Origin of the sequence: Pseudomonas sp. NPDC087358 (assembly GCF_044900785.1) — a bacterium.
Lineage (GTDB): Bacteria > Pseudomonadota > Gammaproteobacteria > Pseudomonadales > Pseudomonadaceae > Aquipseudomonas.
In genome coordinates this window covers 349284-364624 of record NZ_JBJDOA010000007.1, presented here as the reverse complement: position 1 = coordinate 364624, position 15341 = coordinate 349284, and the positions used below count along the sequence as shown (strand labels likewise).

Annotated in this window: 14 protein-coding genes; 6 read left to right on the top strand and 8 right to left on the bottom strand. The window is 59.1% G+C overall.

All coding sequences use genetic code 11. From position 1 onward, the window contains the following. Window positions 1-12: 12 nt before the first annotated feature. Complete coding sequence (locus ACI2KS_RS18835) at window positions 13-801, bottom strand: gamma-glutamyl-gamma-aminobutyrate hydrolase family protein (RefSeq protein WP_404622480.1); 789 nt, start codon at window positions 799-801, stop codon at window positions 13-15. A 277-nt stretch (window positions 802-1078) separates the two neighbouring features. Between ACI2KS_RS18835 and ACI2KS_RS18830 the strand changes: the two genes are divergently transcribed. Together ACI2KS_RS18830 and ACI2KS_RS18825 are read left to right on the top strand one after the other, a co-directional pair. Further along, on the top strand, window positions 1079-2455 hold the full coding sequence (locus ACI2KS_RS18830) for a glutamine synthetase family protein (RefSeq protein WP_404622479.1): 1377 nt from the start codon (window positions 1079-1081) through the stop codon (window positions 2453-2455). A 254-nt stretch (window positions 2456-2709) separates the two neighbouring features. Then, a complete protein-coding gene (locus ACI2KS_RS18825) occupies window positions 2710-3348 on the top strand; it encodes a TetR/AcrR family transcriptional regulator (RefSeq protein WP_404622478.1) in 639 nt (212 codons plus the stop codon). A gap of 33 nt (window positions 3349-3381) precedes the next feature. Here the strand turns inward: ACI2KS_RS18825 and ACI2KS_RS18820 are convergent, their stop codons facing one another. The 7 genes from ACI2KS_RS18820 to ACI2KS_RS18790 form a co-directional block, all read right to left on the bottom strand. Continuing rightward, window positions 3382-4692, bottom strand: coding sequence for a hypothetical protein (locus ACI2KS_RS18820; RefSeq protein WP_404622477.1), 1311 nt, complete (start codon window positions 4690-4692; stop codon window positions 3382-3384). A 275-nt stretch (window positions 4693-4967) separates the two neighbouring features. Beyond that, window positions 4968-5183, bottom strand: a complete 216-nt coding sequence (locus tag ACI2KS_RS18815; RefSeq protein ID WP_037016233.1) for a molybdopterin-binding protein — start codon at window positions 5181-5183, stop codon at window positions 4968-4970. A 49-nt stretch (window positions 5184-5232) separates the two neighbouring features. Beyond that, window positions 5233-6042 (bottom strand): aliphatic sulfonates ABC transporter ATP-binding protein, encoded by an 810-nt coding sequence (ssuB, locus tag ACI2KS_RS18810; RefSeq protein ID WP_404622476.1) that lies wholly within the window; start codon window positions 6040-6042, stop codon window positions 5233-5235. Then, complete coding sequence (ssuC, locus tag ACI2KS_RS18805; RefSeq protein ID WP_404622475.1) at window positions 6039-6827, bottom strand: aliphatic sulfonate ABC transporter permease SsuC; 789 nt, start codon at window positions 6825-6827, stop codon at window positions 6039-6041. Before ssuC ends, ssuB begins: the two co-directional genes overlap by 4 nt. Before the next feature lie 27 nt (window positions 6828-6854). Next, on the bottom strand, window positions 6855-7820 hold the full coding sequence (locus ACI2KS_RS18800) for a sulfonate ABC transporter substrate-binding protein (protein WP_404622474.1): 966 nt from the start codon (window positions 7818-7820) through the stop codon (window positions 6855-6857). An 836-nt stretch (window positions 7821-8656) separates the two neighbouring features. Then, window positions 8657-9295 (bottom strand): peroxiredoxin, encoded by a 639-nt coding sequence (locus ACI2KS_RS18795; protein WP_404622473.1) that lies wholly within the window; start codon window positions 9293-9295, stop codon window positions 8657-8659. Between the two features lie 148 nt (window positions 9296-9443). Next, window positions 9444-10814: an OprD family outer membrane porin gene (locus ACI2KS_RS18790; protein ID WP_404622472.1), complete on the bottom strand. Its 1371-nt coding sequence runs from the start codon at window positions 10812-10814 to the stop codon at window positions 9444-9446. Window positions 10815-11632: 818 nt separating this feature from the next. Between ACI2KS_RS18790 and tauA the strand changes: the two genes are divergently transcribed. The 4 genes from tauA to tauD all read left to right on the top strand — a co-directional run bounded on the left by tauA (window position 11633) and on the right by tauD (window position 15304). After that, on the top strand, window positions 11633-12610 hold the full coding sequence (gene tauA, locus ACI2KS_RS18785; protein ID WP_404622471.1) for a taurine ABC transporter substrate-binding protein: 978 nt from the start codon (window positions 11633-11635) through the stop codon (window positions 12608-12610). A 156-nt stretch (window positions 12611-12766) separates the two neighbouring features. After that, window positions 12767-13558: a taurine ABC transporter ATP-binding subunit gene (tauB, locus tag ACI2KS_RS18780; RefSeq protein ID WP_404622470.1), complete on the top strand. Its 792-nt coding sequence runs from the start codon at window positions 12767-12769 to the stop codon at window positions 13556-13558. 77 nt (window positions 13559-13635) lie between these two features. Further along, the gene (gene tauC, locus ACI2KS_RS18775) at window positions 13636-14406 is read left to right on the top strand and encodes a taurine ABC transporter permease TauC (RefSeq protein WP_404622517.1); all 771 of its coding nucleotides are present in this window, start codon (window positions 13636-13638) and stop codon (window positions 14404-14406) included. 64 nt (window positions 14407-14470) lie between these two features. Next, complete coding sequence (tauD, locus tag ACI2KS_RS18770) at window positions 14471-15304, top strand: taurine dioxygenase (RefSeq protein ID WP_404622469.1); 834 nt, start codon at window positions 14471-14473, stop codon at window positions 15302-15304. Window positions 15305-15341: the final 37 nt, after the last annotated feature.

Here is a 15341-nt window from a genome sequence, read left to right as displayed (position 1 = left end):
TGGGCTCAGGCGTTATCTGGACGCGTGTGCGTCGCGTTGTATTGCACGTTTTCGACAGGCATCGCCAAATGCCCGGAAGATTGAAAGATAGTCGGGGTTTTGCATGACCTGCCACTCCGGATGCCATTGAACGCCGAGTGCGAATACATCAGATGAAGCAAAAGCCGCGCCCGAGGGTACCGAAATCGCTTCAATCAGGCCGTCAGGGGCGCTGGCTTCGACGCGCAAACCGGGCGCCAGGTGCTCGATGCCCTGACCATGAATTGAATTGACACGAATTTCCTGTGCCAGTCCCAATCCCGCCAGAACGCCACCGGGCTGGATATGCATCGGGTGGCTGGGAGCGTATTGAATTTCAACGGATTCGTTATCCGGCTCACGGTGGTCCATGAAGGTTCCGGTCTCGTGAACTTTCTGGTGCAAACTGCCGCCAAACGCCACATTGAGCTCCTGAAACCCGCGGCAGATGCCCAGCACCGGTACTCCCGCGGCCACAGCGGCGCGAATAAGGGGTAAGGTGGTGTGGTCGCGTGCAGGATCATGAGCAGTACCCGGCGCGCTGGCAGGACCACTATAGTGATAGGGTTCGACGTTGGATGGAGAGCCGGTGAAGAGCAGACCATCGACCACCGAGAGTATGTCGGCAGGATCGATAAGCTCTGCCAGTGACGGCAGAATCAGCGGCAGGCCCTTGGCAGCAATGGCGACTGCGCGGACGTATTTGTCACCACTGATGTGATAGGCATGCGAGCCAATTTGCTGAGTGCAGGCGGTGACGCCGATCAGCGGAAGGCGAGACATGTGACCCCCGGTATTATTGCTGTTTTGGGTTGCGACCGAGCTTAGCCTTGTTCATTTTTTTACACAACAGGGCCGTAAAAAATAAAATACGCCCCGCTCAAGATCGCAGTCTTCGACGCCTCCAACGCCTTAAATCCGCCCTAAAGTGCGGCAAAAATGGCCATATGGCGCTTTTTTAGGGCAAAACAGGCCTCTCTTGACTTCATCAAGGGTTTCGGATTGACTGAAACCCGTAATGCTCGATGATTGATATTTTCAACAACAAAGGTGTTGCATCATGTCGGTACCCCCGCGTGCCGTTCAGCTCAACGAAGCGAACGCGTTCCTTAAGGAACATCCTGAGGTTCTATACGTTGACCTTCTGATTGCAGATATGAATGGAGTGGTGCGCGGCAAGCGCATCGAACGCACCAGCCTCCATAAGGTTTACGAAAAAGGCATCAACCTCCCTGCTTCTCTTTTCGCACTGGATATCAATGGCTCGACGGTGGAAAGCACCGGCCTGGGTCTGGACATCGGTGACGCTGACCGAATCTGTTATCCAATTCCCGACACTCTGTGCAATGAACCCTGGCAGAAGCGTCCTACCGCACAACTCTTGATGACCATGCACGAACTGGAAGGCGCGCCGTTTTTCGCCGATCCACGTGAAGTGCTGCGCCAGGTGGTGGCCAAGTTCGATGAAATGGGCCTGACCATCTGCGCTGCGTTCGAGCTGGAGTTCTACCTGATCGATCAGGAGAACGTGAACGGTCGTCCACAACCGCCACGCTCGCCGATTTCCGGCAAACGTCCGCACTCGACACAGGTCTACCTGATCGATGACCTGGACGAATACGTCGACTGCCTCCAGGACATTCTGGAAGGCGCCAAAGAGCAAGGCATCCCTGCCGACGCGATCGTCAAGGAAAGTGCCCCGGCGCAGTTCGAAGTGAACCTGCACCACACCGCTGACGCTCTGAAAGCCTGCGACTACGCTGTTCTGCTCAAGCGATTGATCAAGAACATCGCCTACGACCATGAGATGGACACCACCTTCATGGCCAAGCCGTATCCGGGTCAGGCGGGTAATGGTCTGCACGTCCACATCTCGATCCTGGATCGCGATGGCAAAAACATCTTCACCAGTGAGGATCCCGAGCAGAACGCCGCATTACGTCATGCGATCGGCGGTGTGCTCGAGACCCTACCGGCGCAGATGGCGTTCCTTTGCCCGAACGTCAACTCGTATCGCCGTTTCGGCCCGCTGTTCTATACGCCCAACTCGCCGTGCTGGGGTCTGGACAACCGGACAGTAGCCGTGCGCGTGCCCACCGGCTCCGCCGATGCGGTGCGTATCGAGCACCGTGTTGCCGGCGCAGATGCCAACCCGTATCTGTTGATGGCGTCGGTTCTGGCCGGTATTCACCACGGTCTGACCAATGAGATCGAGCCTGGCCCGCCCGTGGAAGGCAACTCCTACGAGCAGAATGAGCAGAGCCTGCCAAACAACTTGCGCGATGCCCTGCGTGAGCTGGACGACAGCGAAGTCATGGCCAAGTACATCGATCCCAAGTACATCGATATCTTCGTCGCCTGCAAGGAAAGTGAGCTGGAGGAGTTCGAGCACTCCATCTCCGACCTTGAGTACAACTGGTATCTGCACACCGTCTGACGGCTGTGTGAAATAAAAAGAACGCCCCCAATCCCTGCGGTTGGGGGCGTTTTTTATATTAGACGGACAGGGCTTGTGCTGACTGGCCGGCCCCATCGCGAGCGAGCTCACTCCTACAGTGGTCGGTGTCAGCCCTGAAGCCGGGTGTTGCAGGGGTGAGCGTGCTCGCGATAGGGGGGGGTGTGCATCAGCTCAGACACTACAACGCCATGCCTCGCGTACAATGCGCCAGACTTCAACGCCGAGACGCTTCGATGACCCGCCCCGCCACCTCCCGCAAACCCCGCGCACGCAGCCAGGCTCGGATCGATTCGATCCTCGATGCTGCACGTACGTTGCTGGCGTCCGACGGGGTGGCGAGCCTGTCGATCTACAGCGTGGCAGAACGCGCAGAGATCCCGCCGTCTTCGGTCTATCACTTCTTTGCCAGCGTTCCAGCCCTGCTCGAAGCGCTGACCGCCGACGTTCACGCAGCCTTTCGCGAAAGCCTGCAGCAGCCCATCGATCACGCCCGTCTGAACCAATGGCACGATCTGTCGCGGCTGGTCGAGACGCGCATGCTGACGATCTACAGCGAAGACGCCGCCGCCCGCCAGCTGATCCTCGCTCAACATGGCCTCACCGAGGTGACCCAGGCCGACCGCCAGCATGACGTCGAACTGGGCAACCTGATGCATGAGCTGTTCGCCCGGCACTTTGAACTGCCAGTCCTGCCCGATGATGTCGAGGTGTTCGCCCTGGCGCTCGAACTCGCCGACCGCGTCTATGCGCGCTCCGTCCAGCTGCACGATGCGATCACCCCGCGCATGGCCGAAGAAGGCAGGCGAGTGTTCGATGCCTATCTGGGGCTGTATCTGCCGCCGTACCTGCCCAAGCGCTCACACAACGTTTAGCTTCACCGATTGCAGGAGCGCACGACGGCAAGCTCAAGCGAGCTGTACGACAAACCCTCTCTGAGAACCGACGTTGTTGTCGTTGCCACCATCCCCGGCCACGACAATGCTGTCTGCTTCAGTTACAGCCAGACTATAGAGATAACTTACCCCGTTGCCAAAGGGCTTATATTTAAAATAACCCTCAGGAGCGAAACTTTTATCGAGCGATCCATCCGGATTAAAACGAACCACCAATAATTCCCGTGTATAACCGGAAGACCTGTAAGTCACGCCTCCTGCCACTACAATTTTCCCGTCCGCCTGTTGAGCTATGCCGCCAAACAGAAAGTCCGTCTCGGTTGAGTCTGGAACTTCAAACAACAGCGGTTTTCCATTATTGAAAGATTCGAGTAGCTTGCCGTGGGCATCCACACACGCTACCAGGCCATGGCTCTTCGTAGGTTTTATAGTCAACAAAGATCCACACGCCGCAAAGCCGCCACCTGCCAGGCGTGTTACATGATTGAATTCCATCTGAAACATTTCACCAACCGGATCACCCGGCGACTCTGAATCAAATACGCTGAATCCGCTGTCACCAAAACTCCGATCCAACGCCCCACTACGATCATATCGGGCGAGGAAGCCAGCAAAGCGAGTGCTGCCACCCCTGAGCGTGCCGGCAGCCACCACCCCGCCATCTGCGGTAGACACCAGTGCCACGCCATGCGCTGTTCGATCGGGATAAGTGATCGTCACGATGCCGCCAGCGAACTCCCTGTTCAGCTGCCCGTCATGCTTGCAACTTATCAGCGCAGATGGACCCGATAAACGCTGACCCACGATGCCGTAAAACCCGCCGTCCTCAGTCGCTACAATAGCCTGCGCTGCGGATTGACCGGCTTCGTGGACCGGCAATTCTTTGTCTGTCAGCCCGGGGGCTCTCTGGATGTAACGCTTTACTGTGTCCGCGTCCGGGTCGAATTGGTGGACAATCTTTCCGTCTTTGCCGAATGACGTGTCCAGCTGTCCATCTTCTTTAAAAGCAACCAGGCCCAACTGCGTCGCATTGGCCAGGGCCGCCACTCCGCCTCCGTCCTTCACAACCAGAAAACCTGCTGCGGTTGAGTTTGCATCGACTTCCAGAGACTCCGCGTGATAGCCATTCTCGCCAAAATTCTCATCAAGGTCGCCCTGACTGTTTACTCGAACGACAACAAGGACGTTCGCTTCGCTGTCCACCAGAAAACGACGATCAGCAGGAGCGAGCGTCACCGTTGTATGATGCTTCTTGGTTTGTGGTTCCGGAAAAGGAACGTTGTATTGATATTTAATTTGCGCTGTATCTGTTTTGCCTGCCATGACAATGATCTCCTTTACTTGGAAAACTTCAGTTCCTCGTTACCGACATGAGCATCAGACAAGTTTCATCTTCGGCTTCGAGACAGATGCAGGTTAGGCGCTATTTTTCGAGTTGCCTACTGTCATAAATGACAGTAGGCAACTCGCCATTAATATGGAAAATCTGAACGGAAACAGAAAGTAATCCCCAGCATTAAAGCGAAGGGAACCCAATCCCAGGGCACAAAAAAACCCCGAAGGGCTCGCACCCTGCGGGGTCGGTCACAGCGCATCGATCACAACTTGGCGATCGACACCTCGGTGGATTTCACGAAGGCAATCACTTCGCTGCCCACGACCAGTTCAAGTTCCTTGACCGAGCGAGTGGTGATGACGGAGGTGACGACACCCGAGGCGGTCTGGACGTCGATTTCGGACAGCACGTCGCCGGTGACGATTTCCTTGATGGTGCCTTTGAACTGGTTGCGGACGTTGATGGCTTTGATAGTCATGGTGTGGCTTCCTGTGTGAGATCAGTTCCGAACGCAGCATGCGCCCGGATCAATTGGCCCAACGCAACTGCGTGGGCAGGGGTGATGACGGTTCGGGTTCAGGCGGGCTGCCGGGTAGCGACAGCACGCGGTTGAGGACTTCGGTTTCCAGCGCTGCCAGTCGATACGAGCCGCGAGCACGTGGCCTGGCCAGGTCGACGTGCAGATCCAGGCCGATGCGGCCCTCTTCGATCAGCAAGACACGGTCGGCGATGGCGACGGCTTCGCTGACGTCATGGGTGACCAGCAATACGGTAAATCCATGCTTGCGCCACAAGCTCTCGATCAATTGCTGCATCTCGATGCGCGTCAGGGCATCCAGCGCCCCCAGCGGCTCGTCCAGCAACAACAGGCGTGGCTGGTGAATCAACGCACGGGCCAGGGCCACGCGCTGCTTCTGCCCACCGGACAACGCCGCCGGCCATTCGTTGGCCCGCTCGGCCAGGCCCACGGCTTCCAGGGCTTCCAGCGCCTTGCCGCGCCAATCGCCACTCAGGCCCAGGCCGACGTTGTCGATGATCTTTTTCCACGGCAGCAGTCGTGCTTCCTGAAACATCAGACGGGTGTCTTCGCGCGCATCGGCCAGCGCTGCGGAGCCTGCCAGCAGCTGCCCGCTGGAGGGCTTGTCGAGACCGGCCAGCAGCCGCAGCAAGGTGCTTTTGCCGCAACCGCTGCGCCCCACCACCGCGACGAACTGGCCGGCCGGAATGTGCAGATCGATGTCTTTCAACACTTCCCGCGAGCCGAAGGTTTTCTTCAGCTTGCGCACTTGTAGGGGGATCCCGCGCAACAGGTTTGCCGGTTGTTGGAGATTGCTCATTGCACGCCACCTTTAGCCACTTGATACGCCGGGTGCCAACGCAGGCAGATCCGTTCCAGACCGCGTGCTGCCAGGTCCGCCAGCTTGCCGAGCACGGCGTACAGAACGATCGCCAGCACCACGACGTCGGTCTGCAGAAACTCCCGGGCATTCATCGCCAGATAGCCGATGCCGGAGCTGGCCGAGATGGTTTCGGCGACGATCAGCGTCAGCCACATGAACCCCAGCGCGAAACGCACGCCGACCAGAATCGAAGGCATGGCGCCCGGCAGGATCACGTGACGAAACAGCGCAAAACCGGACAACCCGTAGCTGCGCGACATCTCCACCAGCGCCGGGTCGATGTTGCGGATGCCGTGATAGGTGTTCAGGTAAATCGGGAACAAGGTGCCCAGCGCCACCAGGAATATCTTGGCGCTCTCGTCGATGCCGAACCACAGGATCACCAGCGGAATCAGCGCCAGATGCGGCACGTTGCGGATCATCTGCACGGAACTGTCGAGCAGGCGTTCGCCCCATTTCGACAGGCCGGTGATGAAACCCAGTGCCAGGCCTATGCCGCCGCCAATGGCGAAACCGATACCGGCGCGCCAGCCACTGATTGCCAGGTGGGTCCAGATTTCGCCGCTGCGCACCAAGGTCACACCGGCTTCGATGACGGCGCTGGGTGCCGGCAGGATTCGCGTCGACAGCCAGCCAGCGCTGACCGCCAGTTGCCAGATCGCCAGCAACAAGACCGGTAGCAGCCAGGGCGCCAGTCTGTGAGTGATTTTTTCCACGCTCATGGAGTTGTCTCCTCTCAAGGCCGGTGCTTACTGTGCTTTGGCAACAGCAGCAGGTGGCGTCCAGATCACATCGGCGATGCTGAGCGGTTTGGGGATCAACTTGAGTTGATAGAAGGTGTCAGCGATTTTCTGCTGCGCGGCGATGGTTTCAGGGGTGATGAACAGCGCCCCGTAGCCCTGGCGCTTGACCGAAATGCGCGTGATGTCTTCAGGCAACCCAAGCAGCGGGGCGACCTGTTGGGTGACCTCCTCCGGATTGGCCTTGGACCACTCGCCCACTGCGCGCACTTGCTCGACCAGGGTCTGGATCACTTTCGGATGCTGCTGTGCGTAGGGTTTGGTCGCCAGATAGAACTGGTTGTTGTCGACGATGCCCTTGCCATCACGCAAGGTGCGCGCTTGCAGTTGCTGCTCGGCAGCAGCCTGGTAGGGGTCCCAGATCACCCAGGCATCGACGCTGCCGCGCTCGAACGCCGCGCGGGCATCGGCTGGCGGCAGGAACACGGTCTGGATATCGGTGTACTTCAGGCCGGCTTCTTCCAACGCACGCACCAACAGGTAATGAACGTTGGAACCCTTGTTGAGCACGACTTTCTTGCCCTTGAGGTCCTTGACCGAGGTGATCGGTGAATCCTTGGGCACCAGGATCGCTTCACTGGTCGGCGCAGGCGGCTCGGAGGCGACATACAGCAGGTCGGCACCTGCGGCTTGAGCGAACACCGGCGGGGTTTCGCCGGTCACGCCGAAGTCGATAGAGCCGACGTTCAGCCCTTCAAGCAGCTGCGGGCCACCAGGGAATTCGGTCCATTGCACCTGCACGCCCTGCTCCGCCAGTTTCTTCTCCAGCGTGCCTTTGGCCTTGAGCAGCACCAGCGTGCCGTATTTCTGATAACCGATACGCAGGGTATCGGCTTGAACTTGACTGATAACGCCGAAGGACACCGCCGCAGCAAACAGAGCGACCAGGCCTTGACGCAAAATGACAGTGCGCATGGCACGCTCCTTTGCTTGTAGCTGACAGGTGGCACCTGCTCGTCCGATAGCGAACCAGTAAGGTGTTCTTGGGATTCATTGCCGGCTATGGCGCCGGGACGAAGAGACCTTAACAGGGCTTTGTTATTCTCTAAAATCATATTTATTCATTTGGTTAGCACCAAATAGAATATGCCTGACAGGGGTCGCTTTAATGGGCGGGCAGTGCCCTATCAGTTGACGGCAAACCCTTTTATAGAAGCCGGCGTTCTGGCGACTGCGGTGGGTCAGCCAAGGGGTTGTTGACTGGCCTGCCGCGTTCGCCAGCAAGCTGGCTCCTACAGGGTTTGCGGCGTTTCGGTGATCTGCGTCTGGACGCGGCTGGCCACAGTCACCGCCGGCTTTTTGCTTCTAGCCGCAGGCCGTGAGCCGCTCCAGCCGTGCGATGGCTTACCTGGTGCTTCTGGCCGCAGGCCGTGGGATGTCTTGCCTGGTGCTTCTGGCCGCAGGTCGTGGGATGTCTTGCCTGGTGCTTCTGGCCGCAAGCCGTGGGATGTCTTGCCAGGTGCTTCTGGCCGCAAGCCGTGGGAGCGTGGCTTGCCCGCGATCTGCCGGGCACCGGCAGCAAAATCAGGCGGCTCGGTGGGTCAGGTACATCGTGGGCGCATGTTTGCTGGCGCGGATCGTCGGCAAGCCGCAGCGCCACCCCGGCGGACTCCCACGCCCTCCGGGCAGAAGCGATCGACCTTTATTACGCCGCCTGCTTTTGCTACTGGCCGCGGCCCTACAATCAGGACTGGCTGAGTCAAAAAAAGGGCCGATGAATCGGCCCGAACGTCGTGGTTGAAAGCGCTGTGTCAGCGGTTGGGCTGGGGCGTCAGGCGCAGGTAGGGCGTGACGGCGGTGTAGCCTTTGGGAAAGCGTTGTTTTATCTCTTCTTCATCCTTGATCGACGGCACGATCACCACGTCATCTCCGTCCTTCCAGTTCGCTGGCGTCGCAACCTTGTGGCTGTCGGTCAACTGCAGTGAGTCGATGACCCGCAGGATCTCGTGAAAGTTGCGGCCGGTGCTGGCCGGATAGGTGATGGTCAGGCGCACCTTCTTGTTCGGGTCGATCACGAACAGGGAGCGCACCGTCAACGTCTCGCTGGCGTTGGGATGAATCAGGTCATACAGGTCCGACACCTTGCGATCGGCATCCGCCAGGATCGGGAAATTCACGATGGTGTTCTGCGTGGAATTGATGTCTTCGATCCATTTCACGTGCGACTCGGCAGAGTCCACTGAAAGTGCGATGGCCTTGACGTTGCGCTTGTCGAACTCGTCCTTGAGTTTCGCCGTGAAGCCAAGCTCGGTGGTGCACACCGGGGTGAAGTCCGCAGGGTGGGAGAACAAGACGCCCCATTTATCCCCTAGCCATTGGTGAAACCTGATCGGCCCCTGGCTGGATTGCTGTTCGAAGTCGGGGGCGATGTCGCCGAGTTTCAAGCCCATACAGTCCTGCTCCTTTGGTTCTGAGTTATCGCCCTACTGTGCATGCCGCCGTTTGAAAACAGAAAGAACGAATGGTCATGGCCTGCGTTCTTTCAGGCATAAAAAAACCCCGCCGAAGTGGGGTTTTTTTCAACTCTACAACCCGGGCTTATTTGAAAGCGTAGGTGTAGTTGAAGATCAGACGAGTCTGATCCTGGTCAGCAATGTGGCTGTTCTGCGCGTTGGTGCCAGAGAAGTCGCCACGGTAGTTGGCGCGACGCAGGGTAGCGCCGAAGCCTTTCAGAGGACCTTCCTGGAACACGTAGTCGATACGCATGTCACGTTCCCACTCCGAGCTGTCGCCCAGATTGCCACGTTGGGATTTGATGTTGCTGCCTTTCAGGTAAGCGAATGCAGCTTTCAGACCTGGAACGCCCAGACGTGCGAAGTCGTAGGAGTATTGACCGAAGTTGGTGGTTTCACCGGCACGGGCAAACTGGTTGATCATCGAGTCAGTGAACAGGTAGAAGCTGGAACCGCCTTCACCGTCCGGACGGCCACGGCCGTCAGCCACGTTACCGTTGCTCATCCATACGAAACCGCCGTCGTCGCCCACGTCCTGGTGACCGAGCATCAGAGCATGGCCGCCGAGGGTGTAGGTGAACATGGCTGTCCAGGTTTTGTTGTCAACTTCGCCGACGTGCTTGGCATAGCCGCCGTTGTTGTTGAACAGGTAGCCTGTTTCGCCGTTCTTGCCATCGGAGCTGCTGTCGAAGTAACGCAGGTCAGTCTTGAACGACTGGTCGTCAGCGATCGGCAGGATGTGCACCAGGCCGAAGAAGTTCTGCTTGTAGTAGTCTTCAAGCTCGGAGTGGTAGGCCTGCAAGGTCAGATCTTTGGTGGCCTTGTAGTCGACACCGGCGAACATGAAGCTGTTGGAGCCTTTAGTGCCGCCAGCAGTCGCCATACCGGCGTAGTTGCTCGATGCACGGCTGGCCGCCTGAGTGAACTTACCTGCGTTGAAGGTAAAGTTATCGAGATCTTTGGACTGGATAGTCCCACCCTGGAAAGTCTGTGGCAGCAGACGACCGTCGTTCGCGACGAGGATCGGCAGGTTAGGCTGCAGCGCAGTACCTACTTTCACTTCGGTCTTGGAGACCTTGGCTTTCAGGTTGGCACCGGTACGCGACCAGCTGTCAACCGAAGAACCGTCGGTGTCAGTCGGGAAGAAGGTGTTGGAAGTGCCGGTGCCGTGGTGAGTGATACCACCGCCCAAGTGGATACCGACCATGCTCTGCACGTCCAGGCCGAAACCTACGGTACCTGGGGTGTAGCCAGAGATGAAGTTGAACAACAGGCCTTCAGCGGTTTCGCGCTGATCCGATGCTTTGGCAGTACCGAACTGTTCACGGTTGTCGTTTTCGAAATACATGGTGCGGGAACTGACGGTCGCTTTGCTGTCGTCAAAAAAACCGGCTGCACCAGCCTGAGTGGCCAACACGCTTACAGATACGGCCAAGGCCAGGGTGGACTTCTTCATTGTGTATCGCTCCTCTTGAATCTAATTTTTGTAGTTCCCCGGCCTTGAGATCGAAGGCTCAAGACCGCGGATGCGCGATTAGCGCTGGACCCGACTCAGTGAGTCAATGGCCCCAAGACTAATTGACTAGACCGCGTTTACAGCTGGCTGCAAGGTAAGGGAAATCCTTTAAACCTAAAAAGACTTTGTAACGCTGCTTTTATGCCAAGCAGTTATATGTCACAAGCCGTTTCAGCCGTCCGTTGCGGAGTGTATCGGCCTCGCCACGTAATTCCCAAAAAATATTTCCAGGCCGTTCGTCAGATCGTTATGTTTTGCCACATCGTACGACCGGAACCAGACCGCTCAGTCACGGTCGTGGTGTGAAACAAGATGAGGATCAATAGCCTAACCTTCTGAAATCGAAGGTTTTTGCACCCTGCTAGACGCAACTGGTGCACTTGTCATCCGTGAAAGCACAATTTTTGTTGAAAATTCCAGGCTCGGCTCATCAGTTGACTGGTGATAGGCACTCGAGCAGCGAAACCCCCTGAAAAAACTGCCTGACAGGCTGGGTATCTGCCCGGCGCAGCAGCGCCCATGCACCCTGCGTAAACCTGTATCGGCCGAGAACCTTCGGCATCCTATTTACAATTTGTGACATTTCGATGAACGGTCATCCTGTGCCCCCATATTTCCACATCTGCGCTTCACGACAGGATCAGCCGTCGCGCTTTCCTCTCTAAGCTCATGCGAAAAGGTTATTTATTTCGGGTTTCTTAGATCAATTAATCTGCGCAGCATTCAGCCCTCGGCCTGCCATGACTCGGAGCGTCACCATGAAACTGTTCAATCCTCTTCGCCTGTTGGCAGCACTTTCGCTGGCAGGCTCGGCGCTGCTAGCCCAGGCGGCTGATTTCACCGTTGCTTACCAGACCACCGTGGACCCGGCGAAGGTTGCACAGGCCGATGGAGCATATGAAAAAGCCACCGGCTCGAAGATTGCCTGGCGCAAGTTTGAAAATGGCGCAGACGTCATCACCGCCATCGCATCGGGCGACGTGCAGATCGGCTACCTGGGTTCCAGCCCGCTGACTGCGGCGGCCACCCGCAAGCTGCCGGTGGAAACCTTCCTGATCGCCACCCAGATCGGCGCCGCCGAAGCACTGGTTGCAAGGAACGGCTCGGGCATCAACGGCCCACAGGATTTGATCGGCAAGAAAATCGCAGTGCCGTTCGTCTCTACCGGCCACTACAGCCTGCTGGCGGCGCTCAAGCACTGGAATATCGATCCGGCCAAGGTGACCATCCTCAATCTGGCCCCGCCGGCCATCGCTGCAGCCTGGAAGCGTGGCGACATCGACGCGACGTATGTCTGGGACCCTGCGCTGGGCGTGGCCAAGGAAACCGGCAAGGTGCTGATCACTTCCGGCGAACTGGCCAAAGTCGGCGCGCCGACATTCGACGCCTGGATCGTGCGCAAGGATTTCGCCGACAAGCACCCGGAAATCGTCAAGGCCTTCGCCAAGACCACCCTTGACGCTTACGCCGACTACCGCAAGGACCCGGCCGCCTGGGTAAGCAACAGCAGCAACGTCGACAAGCTGGTGAAACTCTCAGGCGCCAAGGCCTCTGATATTCCCGGTCTGCTGCAAGGCAACGTTTACCCGCTGGCCGCCGATCAAGTGACCGAATTGGGCGCCCCGACCACCGAGGCGATCGGCAAGACCGCAGCGTTCCTCAAGGAGCAGGGCAAGGTCGACGCGGTACTGGCCGACTACACGCCGTACGTCAGCGCCAAGTTCATCACTCAATAATCGAAACACACCTGCAGGCGCCGGCTTGCTGGCGAACGCGGTGGGTCAGCGCTCCGTGAGTGGCTGCCCTCCCCGGTACGCCAGCAAGCCGGCCCCGACAATACGCGTCGGCCTTGCCACACCTTGCACATCCAACAGAGAAGCGGAGTCATCGCCATGGCCTTGTTACAGCTGGAGCGTATAAGCGCACAGTATCCCGGTGCGGCCGAGCCGGTGCTGTCGGATATTTCCCTGAGCCTGGGCCCGCAGCAGTTGCTGGTGGCGCTCGGCCCGTCCGGCAGTGGCAAGACTTCGCTGCTGAACCTGATCGCAGGTTTCGTCGAGCCCAGTGCCGGCCTGATCACCCTTGACGACGTGCCGGTCAAAGGGCCGGGCGCTGAGCGTGGCGTGGTCTTTCAGGACGACGCCCTGTTGCCCTGGCAGGACGTGCTGGCCAATGTCGGCTTCGGCCTGGAGTTGGCCGGTGTGCCCCGCGCACAACGTGAAGCCAAGGCAAGGGAGATGCTGGCACTGGTGGATCTGGCCGGTTTTGAAAAGCGCCGTATCTGGCAGCTGTCGGGCGGGCAGAAGCAGCGCGTCGGACTGGCCCGCGCCCTCGCCGCCGACCCTCGCGTACTGCTGATGGACGAGCCCTTCGGTGCGCTGGATGCCTTTACCCGTGAACAGATGCAGGAGCTGCTGTTGCAGGTCTGGCAGCGCAGCGCCAAGCCGGTGTTTCTGATCACCCATGACATCGAAGAAGCGGTCTTCCTGGCCACCGACCTGATCTTGCTGGCGCCCAATCCGGGCCGAGTCGTCGAGCACCTGAAGCTGGATTTTGGCCAACGCTACAGCGCAGGTGAATCGGCGCGGGCGATCAAGTCCGATCCGCGGTTCATCGAAACCCGTGAGCACGTGCTGGCCAGGGTGTTTTCCCAGCGCCAGATTATTGCGGAGCAACGGGCATGAGCCATTTTCAAACATCTCCCGCGTCGCTCGCCCAACCTTCGGCGCCGGTCAATGCATCGCCAAAGCCGACCGAGCGTCTGTACCTGAGCACCCGCGCGATCAGCGTGCTGACGCTCGCCGCGTTACTGGCCGCGTGGTGGCTGGTCACGGCATTTGAATGGGTCGAACCTTTATTCCTGCCGCCGCCTTCGGCAGTGCTGGACAAGGCCTGGTTGCTGATGACCAAGGGCTACATGGAATCCACCCTCTGGCAACACCTGGGTGCAAGCCTGCAGCGTATTGGCCTGGCGTTGGGCTTCGCGGTGCTGACCGCGATTCCGGTGGGCATTGCCATCGGCCATAACCGCATCGCCCGTGGCATCTTCGACCCGCTGATCGAGTTCTACCGTCCCATTCCGCCTCTGGCCTACCTGCCGCTGATCGTCATCTGGTGCGGCATCGGCGAATTCTCCAAGGTGCTGCTGATTTATCTGGCGATCTTCGCACCCATCGCGATAGCCACCGCCACCGGCGTGCGCACGGTCGACAGCGCCAAACTGCGCGCCGCGCAATCGTTGGGGGCCAGCCGCTGGCAGCTGATTCGCCATGTGATCCTGCCCAGCGCCCTGCCGGACATTCTCACCGGCGTGCGTATCGGTCTGGGGGTGGGCTGGTCGACGCTGGTGGCCGCCGAACTGATCGCTGCCACCAGCGGCCTGGGCTTCATGGTGCAGTCGGCCGCGCAGTTTCTGGTCACCGATGTCGTGGTGCTGGGGATTCTGGTCATCGCATTGATTGCCTTCGCGCTGGAGATGGGGCTGCGCGCCCTGCAACGCAAGCTGGTGCCCTGGGATGGCCAGAACCATTGATCCAGCAACCCGCGACAGACACTGACTACGCCGACAGCTCGGCGCCGAACCAGCGAGAACTATCATGAGCCTTCACATTACCCCGCTCAGTTGGGCATTGGGCGCCCAGATCAGCGGTATCGACCTGCGCCGGGACCTGACTGCCGATCAGCGCAATGCCCTCGAACAGGCACTGCTCACGCATCAGGTGCTGTTCTTTCGCGAGCAGCCCGTCACGCCGCAACAGCAGGCGCGCTTCGCTGCCAACTTCGGCGACCTGCACATTCATCCGATCTACCCCAACGTGCCGGAACAGCCGCAAGTGCTGGTGCTGGACACCGCCGTGACCGACGTTCGCGACAACGCCATCTGGCACACCGACGTGACCTTCCTGCCAACTCCTGCGCTTGGCGCGGTGCTCAGTGCCAAACAGCTTCCGGCGTACGGCGGCGACACCTTGTGGGCCAGCGGCATCGCGGCCTTCGAGGCGCTGTCCGGCCCCATGCAGGCCCTGCTCGATGGCTTGAGCGCCACCCACGATTTCACCCTCTCCTTCCCGCTGGAGCGCTTTGGCAATACCGCGCAAGATCTCGCCCGATGGGAGGAAACCCGACGCAACAATCCGCCGCTGTCGCATCCGGTGATCCGCACGCATCCGGTCAGCGGGCGCAAGGCGCTGTTCGTCAACGAGGGTTTCACCACGCGCATCAATGAACTGGAGCCTGCCGAAAGTGAGGCCATTCTGAAGATGCTGTTTGCCCATGCGACGCGACCGGAGTTCACCATCCGTTGGCGCTGGCAGGAAAATGACGTGGCGATGTGGGACAACCGCGTGACCCAGCATTACGCCGTGGATGACTATCGGCCGCAGCGCCGGGTGATGCACCGGGCGACGATTGTGGGGGACGTGCCGTTCTGATCGGCGCCGCGCATTTGCCTGCGCGACTCAAGGCCCC